This is a genomic window from Deltaproteobacteria bacterium (assembly GCA_016931625.1).
In the GTDB taxonomy this organism is placed as follows: domain Bacteria; phylum Myxococcota; class XYA12-FULL-58-9; order XYA12-FULL-58-9; family JAFGEK01; genus JAFGEK01.
This window is the reverse complement of sequence record JAFGEK010000153.1, coordinates 1-18,914: the sequence shown is the minus strand read 5'-3', so window position 1 is coordinate 18,914 and position 18,914 is coordinate 1. Positions and strand designations below refer to the sequence as shown.

At 40.2% G+C, this 18,914-nt stretch carries 18 protein-coding genes; 9 read left to right on the top strand and 9 right to left on the bottom strand.

Annotated features, from left to right (window positions below; all coding sequences use genetic code 11):
* Positions 1 to 146: 146 nt before the first annotated feature.
* Both JW841_12955 and JW841_12950 read left to right on the top strand, forming a co-directional pair.
* Positions 147 to 299, top strand: a complete 153-nt coding sequence (locus tag JW841_12955; GenBank protein MBN1961847.1) for a hypothetical protein — start codon at positions 147 to 149, stop codon at positions 297 to 299.
* Positions 300 to 420: 121 nt separating this feature from the next.
* A complete protein-coding gene (locus tag JW841_12950) occupies positions 421 to 1,575 on the top strand; it encodes an ATP-binding protein (protein ID MBN1961846.1) in 1,155 nt (384 codons plus the stop codon).
* A gap of 9 nt (positions 1,576 to 1,584) precedes the next feature.
* On the opposite strand, the gene JW841_12945 is transcribed toward JW841_12950, so the two are convergent.
* Both JW841_12945 and thpR read right to left on the bottom strand, forming a co-directional pair.
* Positions 1,585 to 2,262, bottom strand: a complete 678-nt coding sequence (locus JW841_12945) for a YkgJ family cysteine cluster protein (GenBank protein MBN1961845.1) — start codon at positions 2,260 to 2,262, stop codon at positions 1,585 to 1,587.
* Positions 2,263 to 2,344: 82 nt separating this feature from the next.
* The gene (gene thpR, locus JW841_12940) at positions 2,345 to 2,914 is read right to left on the bottom strand and encodes an RNA 2',3'-cyclic phosphodiesterase (protein ID MBN1961844.1); all 570 of its coding nucleotides are present in this window, start codon (positions 2,912 to 2,914) and stop codon (positions 2,345 to 2,347) included.
* Between the two features lie 97 nt (positions 2,915 to 3,011).
* Between thpR and JW841_12935 the strand changes: the two genes are divergently transcribed.
* The 4 genes from JW841_12935 to JW841_12920 are packed head-to-tail and all read left to right on the top strand — an operon-like array spanning position 3,012 to position 7,839.
* Positions 3,012 to 4,736: a DUF3352 domain-containing protein gene (locus JW841_12935; GenBank protein ID MBN1961843.1), complete on the top strand. Its 1,725-nt coding sequence runs from the start codon at positions 3,012 to 3,014 to the stop codon at positions 4,734 to 4,736.
* 11 nt (positions 4,737 to 4,747) lie between these two features.
* Positions 4,748 to 5,458: an ABC transporter ATP-binding protein gene (locus JW841_12930; protein MBN1961842.1), complete on the top strand. Its 711-nt coding sequence runs from the start codon at positions 4,748 to 4,750 to the stop codon at positions 5,456 to 5,458.
* Positions 5,445 to 6,731 carry an ABC transporter permease gene (locus JW841_12925; protein ID MBN1961841.1) on the top strand — a complete coding sequence of 429 codons (1,287 nt, stop codon included), beginning with the start codon at positions 5,445 to 5,447 and terminating at the stop codon, positions 6,729 to 6,731. The genes JW841_12930 and JW841_12925 overlap by 14 nt, the downstream gene beginning before the upstream one ends.
* A gap of 1 nt (position 6,732) precedes the next feature.
* Complete coding sequence (locus JW841_12920) at positions 6,733 to 7,839, top strand: bifunctional glycosyltransferase family 2/GtrA family protein (protein ID MBN1961840.1); 1,107 nt, start codon at positions 6,733 to 6,735, stop codon at positions 7,837 to 7,839.
* Here JW841_12920 and JW841_12915 read toward each other — a convergent pair.
* From JW841_12915 to JW841_12890, 6 genes are all read right to left on the bottom strand, one after another.
* Positions 7,836 to 8,261: a cytidine deaminase gene (locus JW841_12915; protein MBN1961839.1), complete on the bottom strand. Its 426-nt coding sequence runs from the start codon at positions 8,259 to 8,261 to the stop codon at positions 7,836 to 7,838. The genes JW841_12920 and JW841_12915 overlap by 4 nt on opposite strands.
* Positions 8,262 to 8,301: 40 nt before the next feature.
* Entirely contained in the window at positions 8,302 to 9,141 is an 840-nt protein-coding gene (locus JW841_12910) for a purine-nucleoside phosphorylase (GenBank protein ID MBN1961838.1), read from the bottom strand.
* 13 nt (positions 9,142 to 9,154) lie between these two features.
* Positions 9,155 to 10,459 (bottom strand): thymidine phosphorylase, encoded by a 1,305-nt coding sequence (locus JW841_12905; GenBank protein MBN1961837.1) that lies wholly within the window; start codon positions 10,457 to 10,459, stop codon positions 9,155 to 9,157.
* 115 nt (positions 10,460 to 10,574) lie between these two features.
* Positions 10,575 to 10,982, bottom strand: a complete 408-nt coding sequence (locus JW841_12900) for a PIN domain-containing protein (GenBank protein MBN1961836.1) — start codon at positions 10,980 to 10,982, stop codon at positions 10,575 to 10,577.
* Positions 10,979 to 11,209, bottom strand: coding sequence for an AbrB/MazE/SpoVT family DNA-binding domain-containing protein (locus JW841_12895; GenBank protein MBN1961835.1), 231 nt, complete (start codon positions 11,207 to 11,209; stop codon positions 10,979 to 10,981). Before JW841_12895 ends, JW841_12900 begins: the two co-directional genes overlap by 4 nt.
* 111 nt (positions 11,210 to 11,320) lie before the next feature.
* On the bottom strand, positions 11,321 to 13,234 hold the full coding sequence (locus JW841_12890) for a hypothetical protein (GenBank protein ID MBN1961834.1): 1,914 nt from the start codon (positions 13,232 to 13,234) through the stop codon (positions 11,321 to 11,323).
* Positions 13,235 to 13,425: 191 nt separating this feature from the next.
* Here JW841_12890 and JW841_12885 point away from each other — a divergent pair, with 191 nt between their 5' ends.
* Genes JW841_12885 through JW841_12875 form a run of 3 tightly spaced genes read left to right on the top strand, consistent with a single transcriptional unit; the run spans position 13,426 to position 18,707 of the window.
* Positions 13,426 to 15,636 (top strand): diguanylate cyclase, encoded by a 2,211-nt coding sequence (locus JW841_12885; GenBank protein ID MBN1961833.1) that lies wholly within the window; start codon positions 13,426 to 13,428, stop codon positions 15,634 to 15,636.
* A 10-nt stretch (positions 15,637 to 15,646) separates the two neighbouring features.
* On the top strand, positions 15,647 to 16,960 hold the full coding sequence (locus JW841_12880) for a PhoH family protein (protein ID MBN1961832.1): 1,314 nt from the start codon (positions 15,647 to 15,649) through the stop codon (positions 16,958 to 16,960).
* 16 nt (positions 16,961 to 16,976) lie between these two features.
* Positions 16,977 to 18,707, top strand: coding sequence for a hypothetical protein (locus tag JW841_12875; protein ID MBN1961831.1), 1,731 nt, complete (start codon positions 16,977 to 16,979; stop codon positions 18,705 to 18,707).
* 9 nt (positions 18,708 to 18,716) lie between these two features.
* On the opposite strand, the gene JW841_12870 is transcribed toward JW841_12875, so the two are convergent.
* A partial coding sequence (locus JW841_12870; GenBank protein ID MBN1961830.1) for a hypothetical protein occupies positions 18,717 to 18,914 on the bottom strand: 198 nt, incomplete at its 5' end.

Genomic DNA, 18,914 nt, shown 5'->3' with positions numbered 1-18,914 from the left:
CCGAATGAATTATCCTGAGTATCGTCGGCGTGGTATTAGTATCGGCAGTGGTCGTGTTGAAAGTGCACATCGTCATGTTTTGCAATGTCGTATGAAGCTCGCGGGTCAGCATTTATGTGATAGGCATGGTCGCCGTATGGCAAAAAATGCGTGCACTTTATAAAACGGCAGGTTCAAAACGTTTCTATGATGTTATTAATCGAGCTGTTTTTGCCACACATTATCGTAAAGTTAATACCCCATATAAGCCTCTGGCACATTTTGATGCACATTTTGATTTGGCGGTATGGCTAGTCTAAAATACGATATATCGTAAAATAGTCTTGACCAAAATACGATATATCGTAAAATAGTTAAATGACTTTTCTGCATCGCTGTTATGATGATATAATTGCTGATCATCTAAACCAATATCGCCAAATAATTTTTGTTTCTGGTCCACGTCAAGTTGGCAAAACCACAACTTGTCGTAATGTTGCTTCGTCACCAGAAAGCTATCTTGATTGGGATAATAGTGATGATCGCCGCATCATACTTCGTGGTCCGGCAGCAATAACTGAACGTCTTAAACTCTCAAGTTTACGTGAAAAACCACAAGTTGTTATTCTTGATGAAATACACAAGTTTTCCCGTTGGAAAACCCTGCTTAAAGGTTTTTACGACACCTACAGTGAAAATGTTCGTATTCTTATCACTGGGAGTTCACGCTTAGATTCTTTCCGGCGTGGTGGTGATAGTTTAATGGGTAGGTATTTTCACTATCGCATGCATCCATTTAGTATAGCTGAGATTGTCTGGCAAAGTCTGCCGAATGCTAAAAAAATATTACATTCGCCTAAAAAAATTGCTACTGATGATTTTACTGCGCTCTGGGAACATCGTGGTTTTCCCGAACCATTTATTAAACGTGATTACCGTTTTACCCGCCGATGGTGGTCACTTAGACGTCAACAATTAGTACGCGAAGATATTCGTGATCTTACCCAGGTACGCGAATTATCTCAGATCGAAGTATTAACTAACATTCTTATTGAACGTTCAGGTGAACAATTAATTTACGGTAATCTTGCTGCTGAAATTCAAGTAAGTGCTGATACGCTTCGTCGTTGGATTAATACTCTCTGCAGTTTACATTTTGGTTTTTTAATTAGACCTTGGTTTAAAAATATCACTCGCTCATTACGCAAAGAACCTAAATGGTTTTTACGTGATTGGTCGAATATTAGCGATGCTGGTAAACGTGGCGAAACTTTTGTTGCTTGCCACCTTTTTAAAGCTGTTGAAGGCTGGACTGATTTCGGTTTTGGTGATTTTCAACTCTCATATTTACGCGATAAAAATAAACGTGAAGTTGATTTCTTAATAACGCGGGATAACAAACCTTGGATACTTGTAGAGGTTAAAACATCAGAAACTAGTCTTAGCCCGTCACTTGAGTTTTTTCGCAAGCAAACCCAAGCCCCGTATACATTTCAGGTTATTATTAATGCAAATTTTGTAAATGCTGATTGTTTTGCACAAATAAATAAACCCATGGTAGTGCCAGCAAAGACATTTTTATCACAGCTTCTTTAATAACAATACTTATAGCTGTAAAAATCTCATTAATCCTAACTCTTTAAGCCTATCCTTTGCATATGCTAACAAAATACTATCTTTAATACGCTCGTTATAGCTCGCCACAGCAGCTTGCTTCATTGCTTCAATATGATCATCAACACGTCCATCGTGTCTGATCCAATATGAATCACAACGATGGCTAAAAAATGCTTCTTTACTCTCTAAATCAAAAGCATACGGAAAACGCGCGCAGGCCAAGGGCCAATTTGGATAAAGCGAACACTGCCCCGTGTCAGTTAGCGCCTTACAAGCAAAGTAGCGGTTTTGTGCTAACACCGGAAAAGTTTGCCAACTGTCACTATTAACTTGTCTCTGTAGCGCAATACGACCAGATACCTCTTCAGTGGTAAATTGCGGTTTTTCGATATTGATTAGATATTCGCGTTTAAGATCAATCAGGGTGGCAATATCCCGCAAACGCAATAAAACAATGGAGCGGCGGCCAATACAACAATTATCAAGACAGCTGGTGCAATCATTGACCATACCTGCAGGTGCTAAAATATTCACCCGCTTGGGATCAATTAGTTTAAGGCGCATTTGTTCACGCAACAAAACATAACGTCTAAAATTTGGTGGTGCCCATAACGGTCGCGAGCTAACTTGCTGCCATAGTTGCTCAAGCGCGGTTACGGTTGGCAAATTTATAGAGCTATTAGATATAATAATAAAAATCCTTTATGTCGTTACTCCCACAATAGCAGAAGTCTATTTTTTAGATTAATTAAAAAGCGACCTCACCTATTGGCGCATATACCCGCCGCTCTCTATCATTTTTGCTTTCAAACAATATAAGTGCAGCAGTTGCTACCGGCCCTACTCTGCCTCTTGGCGCATCGTATAGCCAATCGGTTAATGCTCCATTAACCTTTGCTTGTTGTACTCGTGCTAAAGTAATATGAGCAATACGTGGCTTATCTTCTATTGCAAAACCCAATGGCATAAGTAGTTCATCAAGATATGTACCAAGCTTTATAATAAAATCACTTTTATCGTCTAGTAAGGCAATTATATGTCGCGGTTTGTCTAGCGTACCAAAACTCGAATAACCTTGTACGTTGATGGCGACTGGGGTGAATATTTGTACTGCTTTGGCCATAATAGTTAAAATGTCATTAATTTGAGCGTCGGGTACGGGGCCTAAAAATTTGACGGTTACATGGAGATTTTCTGGGGTTACTGGACGCAATTTACGTGCAGCTGTCGTTGGCAGCTTTTTAAGGGCTTGTAGCTGTACTTTTAGTGATTCGACCGTGCTATTTTCTAACTTTAGCCCAATAAAACATCTTTTCATGAAATGTTTGTTATCTCACAAGTATTTTTATTTGTACATGTTTGTTTATATCAATGTAATATTTTCTCAACAGCATATTTTATGATAACCATAATGCATGAATTTTAATCATTTAAAACTTAGAAATTTTACCGTTCTTACAAGCGCTATCACCGTTGCATTAGCACTAACTTCTTGTCGTGGTTGCCAGCAAAAACAAGCCATCGATATTCGCACTTTACCGGCAGGTGACACCCACACCGCATTTATAGTTAACAATTTCAATGATTTCATTAATGGCCTCAATGGTTTTTTCACTAAATTAACTAGTCATGGCGGCGCTGAACAATTTTCCCTGGTACGCCAAAAAATAAAGCAACAATACAATTTTGATATTTTTGATAGTAAAAGCTTTAATGCTTGGGGTATCGACCCACAAGCAGGCCTAATTGCTTTTACTGAAGGGCAATCGCAAAAAGAAAATTATGTACTTGCTATCGGCATCAATGATCAACAAAAATTCGATGAGATTTTTAAAAAATATATCGCTGCTCAATTGAGTTCGGATAAATTTGGTAACGAACAAGTTGGTAAATATACATTACAGCGAGCAGGCAGACCTTTTGGTACCGAAATTGTCTATGGTGTTTCTTGGGTTCATGTTGGCAACGTTGTTTTAGTCGCTTTTGTTGATGGTGATGAAAGTATACGTACAGTTTTAAAAAGATTAGAACAAAATAATAATAATAAAAATAAAAATGCCACTAATCTTTTAAACGATGCGGTGTTTCGCAAGACTACCGCTAAAATACCTGCAAAATATCCAGTATTGTATGTCCGTGGTGATATAAATGCACGTAAACCTATTAAACAAAATAGTAAAAATTCGCTTTTTGCTGAAACTACAATCTATCATTCAATTGCTACTAGTATAAAAATTGATGATAGTGGTTTAAATTTTGAAACTTATATCGAATTACCAGTGCCAGGATCTAATTTTGATAAAGCACTTGCAAGTGAACCACCCGTAGCTATGCTAAAACATATTGCCGCAAATGCTCTAATCGCTGGGATTAGTCGAGCGGCAAAACCAAAAACATTAGCAGCAATACGCACTCAACCTTTTTTGCTCCAATGGCTAAATCAAGTACTGAGTCTAGCCCATCAAGAAACTTCACTTGACCCCGAAAAAGAAATTTTACCATTACTAACCGGCGCTTCTACGTTGTCTGTATATTTAAACAAATTTAATGGTGTCGCAGGTAAGCTGCAACGACGTCCCAGTTTTAACAGTTTATTAGACTTTATTCATATTGTAGCTACTGCTGAAGTTACTGACGAGAAGGCAATGTTTAGCGCACTTGAAAATTCGCGTAAATCCATGCAAAAACGGGGTATAGAAATGAATCTGCAACAGATTCGCTTTGATAAAAAAGAAATAAAAATCTACACTCGCGCTATCCCAAAAAATGCAAATGCAACATTTACCCCAAAACTTGGTTGGGCTCTTTTTGGCAATACTTACGTATACGCGGCAGGTGCAAACCGTCTTAGCCAAGCATTAAATCTTTTAAAAGGAGGTGAACCAACCTTAGAACAAAAGCTTGCTAGTAGTAGCATTAAATTAACAGAACAAACTGGGACTAGTGTTTTAATCATTAGGCCATATGTATTGCTTGACGAATTAACCAAGTTAAAAAAACTAGACACTAATAATTCTGTAGATATTGTTGCCATGATCCCCACTGCACTTAAGCTTTTACAGGCCATCGGCGATATTGTTATTAGTGTTTCTGGAGAACCTGATGGTTTGCGCATTAAGCTTAGCGAGCAATTACAATGAGTTCTAAAAATATGCCTACATCAATAACTCATGACGCTGCAATATTAGACAAAGTGCCTCTGGTAAAAGCAACCTCTGTAAGTAAAATTGTACGCGATGCCAACAAAGATATAGCCATCCTTAAAAAAATTAATCTTGAAATTAATATTGGAGAATGCGTTGCTCTACTCGGACCTTCAGGTTCTGGAAAAAGTACACTCCTCAACATTCTTGGCGCTCTCGATAATGATTTTAGTGGTGAAGTAACTATTGCTAATGCCAATCTTCATGCGCTTAGCGACTCGGGCTTATCAACACTTCGCAATAAAATCTTAGGGTTTATTTTTCAGGCCTACAACTTACTAGGACATTTAAGCGCCCTTGATAATGTATTGTTGCCGGCACGCTTTGGAAATGAAACTTTAAATTACCAACGAGCACATGAGGTGTTATCGCATGTTGGTCTGGGTGAAAAAACTCATCGCTTACCACGCACTCTCTCTGGTGGCGAATGCCAACGTGTAGCCATTGCACGCGCTTTATATCTTAAACCAAAGTTATTATTATGTGATGAACCTACCGGCAATCTTGACGGTGAAACTGCTGCTATTATTTTGCAGTTATTTTCAGAACTCTCTAATCAGGGAGTAGCTTTGCTTATTGCTACTCATGACAATGAAATTGCTGCTATGGCTAATCGCCAAATTCATTTGCATAAAGGAAACTTAAGTGAAGCTGCGTAATTTAGTAATAATGGCTGGACATGATTTACGTGCTGCTAAAGCTCGTACTGCTGTATCAATGGCTGGTATTGCTCTTGGTATTTGTGTTCTATTGATCATAGCAGCGTTAGGTTTAGGTGCTCGTGATTTAGTGTTAAAAGAAGTTGTCCGCCAACTACCACTCGATATGGTCGAAGTAGTAAGCAAAACTGTTGATCTTGGTTTATTTAAAATCAATGCTGGCGGCTTATTGGGCAGCGCAAAACTTGATGCCAATACTCTTGAAAAATTACGCCGTCTTCCACATGTTATAGCAGCATATCCGACTATTGAAGTTGATCTCCCCCTTGGAGCTGAAGGTGGGGATTCTTTGTTTGGCCACCGCTTACATACCGATATGTTTATGAATGGATTACCTGAAGAGTTACTAAAAGAAGAAATTGGTAATGACCTTATCGGTAATGACAGTTACATACCGGTAATTATTTCTGATCAACTTATCGAAGTATATAATAGTTCGGTTGCCCCAACTGTTGGTGGACCAAAACTTACTAGTGCAACTTTAAAGGGATTTACCTTCGATCTCATCATTGGACGCTCAATGATGTTGGGGGCTCGCGGTGCAAAACGAATTGGCGTTGAACGGGCACGCATCATCGGAGTCTCGCGCTATGCCATGCGTTTTGGGGTTACCGTACCATTAACAAGCGCACGTCGAATTTTGCAAAAATATGCAATCGACCCCAGCGAAAATTATACTTCGATTCTACTTAAGGCTGATTCGGTTGCGGCAGTTTCTGATATCACCGCCGCGGTAAAAACTGTTGGTTTAGCAGTTAATGAAACGGCTGAACGTACCAGCAATATATTAATTATCGCAACAGCGCTTGCCAGTCTCGTCGGCTTATTAGTTTTGGCTTTAGCTGCGCTTAATATTGCTCATTCATTTTTTGCTTCGCTTTCTGAACGACGTCGCGAACTAGCAATTATGCGTGCTACTGGTGCTCGTCAACGTGATTTACTAGCTATAGTATTAACTCAGGCCATAATTTTAGGGCTTGGCGGTGCTATCGTAGGCTGTATAACTAGCAAAATAATAACCATCATTATTGATAATAGCGTACGTATGCTGCTACCTAATTTGCCATTCATGCCCCCGAGCTTTTTTGTTATGCCACCTATTTTATTTATATTAGCTATAATTGCCGCCATTGTCGCAGCTTTGTTAGGGGCTCTTTGGCCCGCACTGCGTGCTGCCCATATGCCGGTATCACAAGCGTTGGCTGATAATTAAAATGAACAAATTATCTATAGTCATTCCTTGTTATAACGAAGAGCGAACTTTAGCAAAATGCGTAGAAACCGTATTACGCATCGCTGATGCATCACTTGCATTAGAATTAATAATTGTTGACGATTGTTCAACTGATAATAGTTTATCGATTGCGCATTCACTAGCTCATCAATACACAGAAATTAAAATTTTGCATCATACCAAAAATCAAGGCAAAGGTGCGGCTCTGCGCACCGGATTTCAAGGCGCCACCGGCGACTTTGTTGCTGTTCAAGATGCCGATCTCGAATATGACCCCTTCGATCTTAAGCGACTCTTAACTCCGCTTATCGAAGATAAAGCTGACGTTGTATTGGGCTCGCGCTTTCTTAGTGGTGGGGCTCATCGAGTGCTGTATTTTTGGCATTCTTTGGGTAATCGGTTTCTCACCCTGCTTTCAAATATGTTTACTGACCTTAACCTTACTGACATGGAAACATGTTATAAGGTATTTAAACGTGAAGTAATTCAAGCAATTGATATTCGTGAAAATCGTTTTGGTTTTGAACCTGAAATTATTGCCAAAATTGCAGCAAAGCGGTTGCGTATTTATGAGATGGGGGTCTCCTACTATGGTCGTACTTATCAAGAGGGCAAAAAAATAGGGGTGAAAGATGGTTTTCGCGCTCTCTATTGTATTTTTCGTTATAATGCTAGCCATGCTCCATTACCTATTCAATTTCTACTTTACCTTTTTGTTGGCGGCTTGGCTGCGCTTATCAACCTGTTAACGTTTTCATTATTATTAAAATTTGACACTAATATTTTTATTGCAATCGCAACATCATTCATTATCGCGGCAACCGTTAACTATGTGCTTTGCATTTTTCTTATTTTTAGACACAAAGCGCGTTGGAACATTCCACTTGAATTGCTTATTTTTATTTTAGTTGCAACAACCGCTGGTGGCTTAGATATGACCGTCACTCTTGGGCTGATCAAACTTGGCACAACACCGCTTTTAGCCAAAGCGGTTTCTTGTGCTATAGGTTTGATATTTAATTTTTTAGGTAGACGATTTTTAGTTTTTCCCGAAAAACAACCTGATGATTGGAAAGTAAGCTTTTAAAAAGTAACGCCAAGTTCGTCTTTGCTAAATGCTTTTGGCAACAATTCAGCTAATTTCATTCGTTCAGTAATTGCTGAATTTATATTATGTAAAATAATCACCAGTTCTTCGCTAGCAAATTCTGCTAGTACTTGGCGACATGCACCACAAGGTGATGCTGGTTTGGGAGCATCAACTGCTATTGCTATACTAACTATATCTTTAGGTTTAGCGCCATATTGTATTGCTGCAGCGACCGCATTGCGTTCAGCACATACCGTTAAGCCATAAGAAACATTCTCAACATTTACCCCGGTAAAAACTCGACCGTCCTGAAGTTGCACCGCCGCACCGACTTTAAATTTAGAATAGGGAGCGTATGCATTATCACGTGCAATAATAGCTTTTTTAATGAGTTCGTTTTCTTCGCTTACGGCATTCATGTGGTTTTCACCTGTCGATTAGCTAAACCATAATAATTTATTAATCTTTCGACCATAGTCTTGATAACCTCGGCACCGCTTGCACTAACAGCTTATTAAAATTTGGCCGTACCTGTGCTCCTATTGCTTGTACCTCACTATGCGATAACTGGTGCTTTGCTATCCCAGCAGCGTGATTAGTAATTACGCTTATTCCCACAACTTGCATCCCCGCATGTACTGCTACAATCACTTCAGCAACTGTTGACATGCCAACAGCATCAGCGCCGAGTGCTGCTAACATACGTACTTCTGCTGGAGTTTCGTAAGTCGGCCCAGTTACACCAACATATACGCCTTCATGTAAAGTCATTGATTGTGCAGCTGCAATCTCATGCAATATTTTTCTTGCTGCAAAAGGATATGCCAAAGACATATCAGGAAATCTCGGCCCCAATTCATTATTATTTGGACCGCGCAGCGGATTTTGCCCAGTAAGATTTATATGATCGCTAATCAGCATTAAACTTCCAGGATGCATCTTCGATTTAAGCGCGCCAGCAGCATTGGTGACAATTAAAACATTAATTCCTAAAGCGGCTAAAACGCGAATAGGAAAAGTGACTTGCTGCATATCATAACCTTCATAATAGTGCACTCTTCCATTCATTACTGCGCAATTTGTGCCATTTATGCTGCCTAAAACTAACTCACCAACATGACCAGCTACACCGCTTGAACAAAAACCTGGTAAACTCTTATATTTAAATGTAACCCTATCCTGTAATTGATTGGCAAAGCCCCCCAAGCCCGATCCAAGAACTAATCCTATTGTTGGTTTAATTGGGTAAGAATTTTGAATTAATGCCACGACATTATCAATTTCAGTTTTATTAATCATCATATTCGCCTCATTAGCTTATACTCTCAATAATTAAAGCAACTGGCTCTGGTGGTCTTTCTTTTATAATAAAAGACTGTTTAACTTGATTAGCAATTGCCTCAATAGCAGAGTCATGGCGATGATGAATAATCGCAATATCGTCACCTTTTTGTACTTGGCTGCTGCGCTGCACTAACAACTCAATACCGACAGCCGGGTCAATTTTGTCATCGCTACGCGCTCGCCCGGCGCCTATTTGCATTGCTAACATGGCAAGATTATATGCATCAATTTCGTTGATAAAACCATTAGTAGAACTACATACTTTTGTTTGCAAAGGCGCCGAAGGTAATAACGACGGATCATTGATGACACGAGCGTCACCATGTTGCGCCGTTATGAGCTTAGCAAAAAGCTCTATTGCCGCTTGACTGCTAATAGCTTGTGTAAGTTTTTCGCGTGCATGAGTATGAGAATAGGCTACGCCACTTAAAAGCAGCATTTCTGCGCCTAAGGCAAAGGTCAGTTCGGTTGTATCTGCCGGACCTTTACCTTGTAAAATTTCGATTGCCTCTTTGACTTCAAGAGCGTTGCCAATTGTTCTACCCAATGGCTCTTGCATACGCGTTAGTAGTGCTCGTATCCTCAACCCTGCGTCAGTACCAACTTTTACTAATGATTGTGCTAAGCGGCGAGCTTGCTCAATATTTTTCATAAACGCGCCACGACCAACTTTTACGTCAAGCACCAAAGCATCTATGCCAGCAGCAAGTTTTTTTGATAATATTGAAGCGGTAATTAATTCAATTGATTCAACTGTGGCGGTAACATCACGCAACGCATATAATTTACGATCGGCTGGAGCTAAATCTTTTGTTTGACCAATTAAACACAAGCCTAATTTGCTGACTATTTCAGTAAACTGCTCAATGCTTAAATCAACACGAAATCCAGGTATGGCTTCTAACTTATCTAATGTACCGCCGGTATGACCTAAACCACGGCCACTAATCATCGGTACCGCAACCCCACAAGCGGCCACTAACGGTGCAAGTGCTAATGAAATCTTATCGCCAACACCACCAGTAGAATGTTTATCAACTTTTAATCCAGCAATATGCTGGAGATCTACAATCCGGCCAGAATCTCGCATTGCGTGGGTTAATGCAACTGTCGAATCATCTGCTAAGCCATTAAGGCAAGCTGCCATTAAAAATGCTGCTACTTGATAATCGGGAATGCTTCCTGATGTAACCTCAAGAATGAATGCCTTAATTTCATCTGCAGGTACCGGCTCACGATCCCTCACTAAACGTAAAAAATCTACTGTACGCATGGGTTGTACAGTACCATATATTTGAGAGTCGAACCACAGGCTCAAAAAGAACGAAATCTAATATGCTCACAATATGCGCTTAGTGCAAGACACCATATATAGAGGCGATGTACTATTATTGTGATGGATCAATAATCGTTAGTTTTTTAAAATAAGTACGATTAAATCCGCGGTCGCGAGTAAGCAAACGATTCGCATAGTTTAGTGCATGTGAAGCTATTAAAAAATCAGCTATAACACGCTCTCGTTTACCTCCAAGAGAACGATAAGCCTTAAAAACTTCGCCAGCTTGCATAGCAGCTTGAGAGCCAAATGGCTCGAATTCAATACCAAGCTCATCTAAGGCATTTTTAGCCATTTTAATATTAGGAAAGGCGCATGCAACTTCAGCAAAAACTACTTCGCATGCTATAATGCGCCCCTTTTTTATACAGTCTCTGAGTGCTTCTTTCGAGCGAGGACCATAATTTTTATCTGCCGTGAAAATATCCAATAAAACGCTGGTATCAATAGCTGTGATCATAAAGTATCTGGTTTTCCACGAATTGAATTAATAAATGAGTCAGTTGTCATTTTGTTAGGCAAAATACCATAAAGTCTGTCTAATACATCTGCATCGTTGGTTTTAGCAACTATGATATAGCCCGCTTTTTCGCTTAATTCGAGAGTCTGCCCAGCCTTAATGCCTAGGCGCATTCTTAATTTTTTTGGAATGGTAACTTGACCTTTTTCTGAAACCACTGTTTTCATACTATAATGGTATGAATTCCTACCTTTAATGTCAAACAAATATACCAAATATTTTAACTAAAGTAACCTTCTTAGGCATGAGACTAATAAAAAAACCAACTGCTGATCTTGCTATAATTGATTTTCTAAAGCGCCCTCATTTAATGAAAGATCAACATTTGTAATTGATGATACAGATGTAGCCTCGCCTGCGGGTGCTTTGGCTTTCCAGATAATGCAAACAGAACAGTTAGCTTGTTGGTTAACCTTAACAATCGGCATTAAATGAATACGATCTTCAACAAGTTTAAACCACACAGTATACGCAGGTAAAATATTTATTTTAAGACTGCCACTATCAGTATTAAAAAGTATCGTTTTGGCTTCAGAAAACTCGCCACTTGATTCTAAAGCAAGTTCGTTATCGTTATATAAAATTATATTAGGTATATTAGGAAGACGTATTGGGATATCGAGTGCCAAAAGAACCGCTGACCCTTTATCAAGTTGCACTTTATAATTTAAACGCAATTCAGCAGCATCAATCGGAATACTTATTTGTTTATTAATAGTTAATATACGTGGTGAATTTTCCAGTTCTGCTTTAGTCTCTAATTCAATATGATAAGCACAGTTGTCTTGCTCATCTATTCCACTACTTTTTATTACCCATTCGTGCAAACCCGTTAATAAATCTCGTTCTTGCCCGTTAAAAAATATATTTGCTGAAGTTTGCGGATCAAGAATTCTTTGGCTAACTGTACAAATTTTGTTAGGGGCAATGCCAATAGGTACCAACAAATTTATATTATTGATGCGATCATCAATAGAACGAATATCACCACCAGTTACTGGCGATATCCAAGTGGAAAAATAACGATTCCCCACAAATACTTCATTGTGCAAATCTGAGTCGGCATCTTCTTCTTCGGTAACCAACCAATCACCGCTACCTTGCACCAAAGAATCGATTAACGACTCAGCATGAATTAGCTTAGCAATAGCTGCTGCACGAAGAACTTCACCCTCAGCATCATCACTATGGACATATGGGTCTGGGGATTGCGCTGCAAATATCGCCCGTTGCGCAGTAGCTAAAACATCGCTCCAGCGTTCTTCTAATTCTTCATCCTCCATCGAAGAGATTGCTTCATAAAGCTTTTTGCTAACTCGCAGCATGCGTCTACTTAATGAATCAACCGCCCGTGAACGAAACGCAAAATCGTCAAAATCTAAGCGAGGCTCAGTTGGGCATAATTCTGGAGCCACTCCAGGATGCAAGCGAACCGCACTTGCACGTGGTTTTAAAGCAAAGCTCTCTTGTGGCAATACCATAGCTAAATTGCTAAAAGCATCAAAAAATCGGTCAATTACCTCAGTATCACTGGCTGCTGCTTCAACAAGTGCACCCGCGCTAATCCACACTGTTACCAAATTACCCTGCATTTTAGCTAATGCTTCAACCCTTGTCTGCCAACCCATCAGTTCACTATTAGCTAAGGCGGCTGATAACTCTGAATCAAGCATAAAGGCTGGCAAACTCTGATCACCACGTTCAACAACCACAAGCGAAAACATTGGATCAGGCCTGAGAGCTATTTGCGAACTTGCAACAAAACCATAAGCTAAACCAGTATCTGCTAATAAACGTGGTACTTCGGCACACCAAGCAAGTTCTGGCAACCATACACCTTGTGGAGCTTTACCAATCACTGACTCCCAATATTCAGTCATCATTTGCACTTGGCCACGAACATCAACTTCAGGTAGTAATGATGGAATACCACCATAAAACAAGCCGCCAAGAACCTCAAATTGCTTAGCTTGTACTAATCTTTTAATTTGTAGCAATTGATCTTCACGACGATGAGCTAAGTGATCTAATAAATGACCGGTGAAATGCACGGCAGCTTTAATCTTGAGTTCTCCTAGCCGCGAAATAAAGGGAGCGTAGCCTTCTTCCCATATCTTTTCGAGATCATCGTCATTTCTCGATAAAGGCTCATGAAAAGCAATGACCAGCTGCAACCGCGACGGCTTACTCATAACCTTCTCCTTGCCAAGCCTATTTAATACAATATGCTTATAAATGAATCTCTGGTTGTATTGCTACCACTGCATATATTGCTGCGCCAAGCGTCCAATATCATATATTCCCCAATTTGATTAAAAAAACTCTACGCCTTAACATTTCAATATACTTGCCTTAAGACCGTGCTGTGCGGCATGACATAGGTGTGGGTCAACGCAAGGCAGATGCACCTTCTGACGCTACGCAGCGTATGCGTATAAAAAGCAACGGCCAACTCCCTGTTTTTGTGCGTTGGCTGTTACGAACGGTATACAACTTCATCAATCACACTTTAGGACTATCTACAGCATTTGCGGTCTTAAGTACTATCTGGCTTGGCTGGCTACGCATGGCCAACCTAGATGCGCTTATTGCACTTGGTGTACTTTCAGTTTTATTGGTTATGCGTCTGGGGCAACGGGTTTACCGTGGCTTATCATATGCTAGCAATACTTTTAATGACTTTGAACTTGGCACTTTATTAGTAGTGGCCGCATTTGCCATATTTGAAGTCACGGGCGGTAGTCATAGTTTACTTTATCCTTTAATTTACGCTTTAGTCAGCTTTTTAGTGGCTTTTCATGGATTAGCTCTTGGTGCCTATTTTTTACTGCTAATCATTTCAATCGAGGCTATAATTTTCTGGCGTTATGACCATTTTGCTACTTGGCATCTTTTATTATCTCATATTTCGTTAAATATCTTTTTTGCAGCTTTATCCTCCTCATTTCTTCGTTCTGAGTTATTAGATCGTAAAACTATCGCCGAGAAAAAATTGCGTGCCTATATCAACGATATTCAAACCCAAGCACGCGAATATCGTCTTACTTCTGGTTTATTGCATACCGATCGTGAGCTTAATTGCGAAGAAATCGATGAACGGCGTCATTTAGGTTCAGTTCAAGCAATTTCTCAATCTCTTTATAATCTTTTAGGGATAGCTGAACCCGCAATATCACCTCATACGGTGGCACTGATGTGGCTAGACGATAGCGATCATTTTTTCCGTATTAAAGAACTGCGTTCGCAATCAAATTACATAACCGAAAAACCAATTTCGGTAGGAGCCGGGTTTTTGGGGGTAATTAACAAGCGTCAAGAAATTTTACAGCTTACTAATTTAAAACCAGGGCACAGTGGCTTAGTTTATTATGATCGCCCCCAACCAGTAACTGATTTTATAGGTATCCCGGTCATGGAAGGCTCCTTCTTGCGTGGTATCCTTTTGGCTGATCGCATTAATGCTACGCCATTTAGTGAAACCGACATGGCAGTCTTAACTACCTTAGCAGCCGAAATTGTACGCTCGGTTGAGGTTGAACGTGTTTTTGCTGAAATGGATCATGCTAAATTTCAGCAAGAAAAATTTTACGAAGCCTCTCGCGAATTTAACCAAACACTCACCGTACATGAGGTGGCTAAAATTACCCTTGAGGCAGCAAAACGGGTAGCCCATATAGAATTTTCAGCTTTAGCAGTACTGCAAGATGGACATCATCACATTCGCATTGAAGCTATTGATTGGGCCGGGCACAATGAAGCTGATTTGTGGATTGGGCAAACCATCGATAGTGAGCATAGTCTTGTTGGTGCTGCCATCAAGGCTCAATATCCACTTCCTCATGGTACAGTACATAATGCAAAACAGACCATTTTCGCCCAAGGTTATGATTTGCCCTTACCTGCGGTAAAGGTAGTACCTTTAATTGCTCGTGGTAAAAGCTTAGGGGCTTTAGTTATTGCTTCAAGCCAAAAAAACTTTTTACCGATGGGCACTATCGATATGATTAAAGTAATAGCCGATCATGCTGCTATCGCTTTATCAAACGCCCAGTTATTTGAACATAATGAGCGCCTTGCAACTACCGACGGTCTCACCGGGCTAGTTAATCATCGTCATTTTCAATACCTTTTTGATCAAACTTTGGCACAAGCCGAGCGTTATAATCGTAAACTCTCAATATTAATAACCGACATTGACCATTTTAAAAGTGTTAATGATACCTACGGCCACCCAGTTGGCGATAAAGTACTAAAACGAGTAGCAAATATTGTAGCACAAACTGCACGTGCTAAAATTGATACTGTGGCACGTTATGGCGGTGAAGAATTCGCAGTATTGTTACCTGAGACAGATCAACAAGGGGCACTACAACTCGCGGAACGTATTCGCGTCCTTGTAAAAGACGAACAGTTTTACTGCGAACAAGGCAAATTTCGCTCTAGCATCTCACTAGGCATAGCTACCTACCCAGATGACGCCACAACTAAACCCAAATTAATAGATTGTGCTGACCAAGCATTATATTTTGCTAAGCATCAAGGACGTAACCGTTGTATTAATTATGCGATGTTAAATCTTAAACGAGAGGGTTAAAAACAAACGCATGAGAAAAAAAATCTTTGTTCTTGATACCAACGTTTTATTGCATGACCCACGCGCAATATTTTCATTTGCTGATAATGAAGTAGTTATTCCTATTCATGTAATCGAAGAAATTGATAATTTTAAAAAAGAACTTTCAGAACTTGGTCGTAATGCTCGTTTAATCGTACGCTCTCTTGATGAATTACGTCTTGAAGGCAATATTACTGAAGGAGTACCTAGCGGTGATGGCGGTCTTGTTCGTGTAGCTATCTCGACTAGGGGCTTACCAAATGATTATAAAAATGCCTTAAAAGCGGATGATCGCATCGTTGCCACTGCGCTTGAATGTCAAGAGCAGTCACCAGAACAGCAAGTAATTTTTGTTACTAAAGATGTCAATTTACGTATTCGTGCTGCAGCTCTGGGTCTTAAGGTCGAAGATTATGATGCCGCCCGCACTGATATTTCAGAACTATATTCAGGTATCGCTGATGTACCTGTAGCTAACGAAGCTATTGACGAATTTTATAAAGAAGGAAAGTTAGCGCTTGCTGACCCCTATTATTTTCCCAATCAATTTGCCTTACTACGTGATAATACCAACGATTCACATACAGCATTAGCCAGAGTCGATCTTGAAAATCGTATCTTTCAACCGATTACTAAACTCAAAGATGGTTTATGGGGAATTCGACCTCGTAACAAAGAACAAACATTTGCCGCAACTTTATTATTAGATGATCGCATTAAATTAGTTACCTTAGTTGGCAAAGCTGGCACTGGAAAAACTCTATTAGCCATTGCCGCTGGTTTACAAAAAGTCACTGAAGAAGGTACCTACCAACGTCTTTTAATTGCACGACCGGTATTTCCTTTGGGTCGTGATCTTGGCTACCTTCCCGGAGACATCGAAGAAAAACTTAATCCCTGGATGCAGCCTATTTTTGATAACGTTGAATTTCTTATGGGGTTAGGTAAAGCAGAGCGTCGCCAAGGTCGTAGCTATCACGAATTGATGGATATGGGTGTACTTGAAATCGAACCTTTAACTTATATTCGTGGTCGCTCCATCCCCAATCAATTTATGGTGGTGGATGAAGCACAAAATCTAACACCCCACGAAGTGAAAACTATAATCAGTAGAGCTGGTGAAGGCACAAAAATTGTACTTACCGGTGATCCATACCAAATCGATAACCCATATGTAGATGCCACCAATAATGGCTTAGTACACACGGTAAATTGCTTTAGGGCTGAAAAAATCTTTGGTCATGTAACTTTAGTAAAAGGAGAAAGATCTGAGCTTGCTGAGTTAGCGACTAATTTGCTTTAAAAAAAGGACGCAACTAATGGATCGCCAACGCCCAGATACTACCCGTAACGAAATCGATCTTTATATTCGCACCTACTACTCCCTGTTGCGTTCTACTGGTTATATTCGCGTACGTTCTCTTGAAGAAACCCATGCCTTTAGTAAATCAAGTCTGCACCTCGGGGCCCGACGGCTACAGCCCGATATATCGGCTTTTGGTTATGCAGCTACCCGTCTTCCTGATTGCATGCCATCAACAAAACAACTCATTTTCGGGCAATCAGAAGAGCAATTTGCCACCTTCGGTTATGAAGTACAAAAATGGGAACGTGTCGCTGCCCGCGGTCGACGTCGCCCCATTCGCTACAATGGTACCGACACTCTTGCCGTATTCATTGCTAGCGCTTCAGATATTGATGACTTGGTGCCAATCATCGTCGCTTATCAAATTGAATGGAATAAAATGCATGCGTTACTTGTCGCTAGCTCGCTAGGCAAGCAGTTAGCTGCAAGCTCTATTGCCGCTGATGATCCTGACCTACCCGAAGAACTTGAAAGTATTTTAAATCTACCAGATGATCATCTCGATAAATTAATGGTAGCTTTGGGTGAAAAACCCCACCAAGCGCTTATTGCTATTGCTTCTGACATCGCCGATTTTCGTCTGCGTTTATTAGCGGCATCATTCAATCAATATCAACGGGCAGCGCAACACTGGTGGCATAGTATCGAATCACTTTATCCAAACCCTGATGAATTACTTAAGCGACCAGTTTATTTTGTTTCATCAAACACCCACTCACTTGCTAATCTTTTAAGTGGCTATGCTTTAGCTCATAAAGAAGAATTGCTCTTAACTGCCCAACGTGAAACTTCGCCAGTATTTCAACGCGATCTCCAACAAGCATTAAACGAAAACCGCGATAATGCCGCCAATTATTTATACTTTGTCTTGCGTGAACACATTCGTCGAAGTCAGGATAGACAATCATTAGTGCAAACTTGGGATGCGGCTAATGGCATTATCACCGCGCCTGATCCTGGCCATATCGAAGTTGCCGCACAACTCATTGAAATAAACAAACTTGACCCCACTAACTTCGATCCGCGCTTGCAAATGCCCTATCTTGAACATTTACGTAAAAGCGATGCGGTTATTATCAACATTGACTACCCTTTAGGTTTAGCTGCCTATCAATTATTATCTCGGGTCGGTCAAGGTATCGGTTCTCTGCGCGGTATATTTGTAATGGGTAAAGCCGCAACTCTAAATGGCCGCGTTGGTGATGTAATGATTTCAAGCACCGTATTTGATGAGCATTCAAAAAATACTTACATTTTACTAAATGATTTTATTGCCGATGACATTGCCCCCTATCTTAAACACGGTTCCGTACTTGATAATCAAAAAGTATTAACCGTACGTGGCACCTTTTTACAAAATCGCAAATACATGAGCGTCTTTTATCGTGAAGGCTACACCGTAATGGAAATGGAAGCTGGTCCTTACCTCTCGGCTATCTACGAACTACTCGATCCGCGCCGTCATCCCCGTGATGAAATCATTAATGTTGGTGGTCATACCCCATACCCTATTGGTTTTTTACATTACGCATCTGATACGCCATATAGCCGCCGCCAAAGTTTGCTTTCTCGCAGCTTAAGTTATTTTGGTATGGATGCTACTTATGCTTGTGCGACTGCAATTGCACGACGTATTCTAAGTCAAGAAATTTCCACACAGCTAAATTTTTTTACCAGCAGCTAAAAAGCGGTTTCAATTTTGCCACATAAGCTTGGGATATTCTCCTGCACTGACCTTCCAAACATCAGCAAAATCCCATCCAGCATCTGTATATGTAGACTGTAATTGCATAATTATGGGGCGCATGTTACAAGTATTTATAGATGTCCGCTTCATTAGCACGGGTAGATGTCCGCGTGTTTGAAAACCTGTTATTGTCAAACGGGTCGT